General features: G+C 61.7%; 2 protein-coding genes. Both read right to left on the bottom strand.

Annotated features, from left to right (window positions below):
* Window positions 1-234 (bottom strand): IS66 family insertion sequence element accessory protein TnpB (gene tnpB / locus CF70_RS30910; protein WP_035874788.1); only part of this gene is annotated, 234 nt, incomplete at its 3' end.
* Window positions 215-709, bottom strand: coding sequence for an IS66-like element accessory protein TnpA (tnpA, locus tag CF70_RS30905; RefSeq protein WP_035874785.1), 495 nt, complete (start codon window positions 707-709; stop codon window positions 215-217). The genes tnpB and tnpA, both read right to left, overlap by 20 nt.
* Between the last annotated feature and the right edge of the window lie 110 nt (window positions 710-819).

Raw genomic sequence — 819 nt, 5'->3', positions numbered from 1 at the left:
GAAGGAGATGTAGTATGAAACGAGATAGTTGAGCAGCAACCAGAACCCGTTGCGGTCCCACAGCAACAGCTTGATGCGGTTGCGCCGACGGTTCTGGAAGGCGAAGACGGCGCGCGCAAAGGGATCAAGCTGCATCGACTGCTCGACCAGGGCGACCAATCCGTTGATCCCGAGGCGGAAATCCACCGCATCGCGGTGCAGGTAGACCTGCAGCTCAGCGTCGAGCCGGAACATGACAGCGGCTCAGTGTTTCGATCATCGCCCTTACCAGCGCGTCATCCTGTCCCGAGCATTCGAGCTCAATGCTCACGCCGTTTGGCAACTGCGCCACCAGCCGCGACGGCAACGGCGCCGGCGGTGGCAACGCACGCACAGGCACAGGCACTGGCCCAGGCATAGTCGGCCGCCCGGGCTCGGCCTGCGGGCCGGCACCGTGAACTTCCACCACCGGAACGAACGCCGCCGGCGCACTTTCGATGACGTCCATCGTGCCAGCAGCATCTTTGTGTTCCGCCTTGTGTTGCTCGATCCAGCGGCGCAACTGGTTCGCGTTCACCCCGGCCTTGATTGCCATGCTTGCCACCGATACCCCCGGCCGCTGGCAAGCTTCAACCAACCGCCGCTTGTCGCCCTTGTCAAAGCTGCGCTTGCCGTTGGCGCCGACGTTGATCACCCGCAGCGGCAAGAAATCCAAATCGATCTGGTCCATGAGTTGTGTCCACTAAAAAATAGTGGACACAATCCTGCGCCGTCTGCGCTTCTGACGCTATGTGCGTAAGCGCCCAGCGAACGTAAGCGCCCAGCGAACACGCCTTGATT

The sequence above is a fragment of the Cupriavidus sp. SK-3 genome, from assembly GCF_000611145.1.
Taxonomy (GTDB): Bacteria; Pseudomonadota; Gammaproteobacteria; order Burkholderiales; family Burkholderiaceae; genus Cupriavidus.
Note: the sequence above shows the minus strand (reverse complement) of the source record. Positions and strands in the feature narration are given on the sequence as shown.

Excerpts from the sequence above, each read along its gene's own strand:
- tnpA (WP_035874785.1), bottom strand. The coding sequence starts at position 709 with ATGGACCAGATCGATTTGGATTTCTTGCCGCTGCGGGTGATCAACGTC.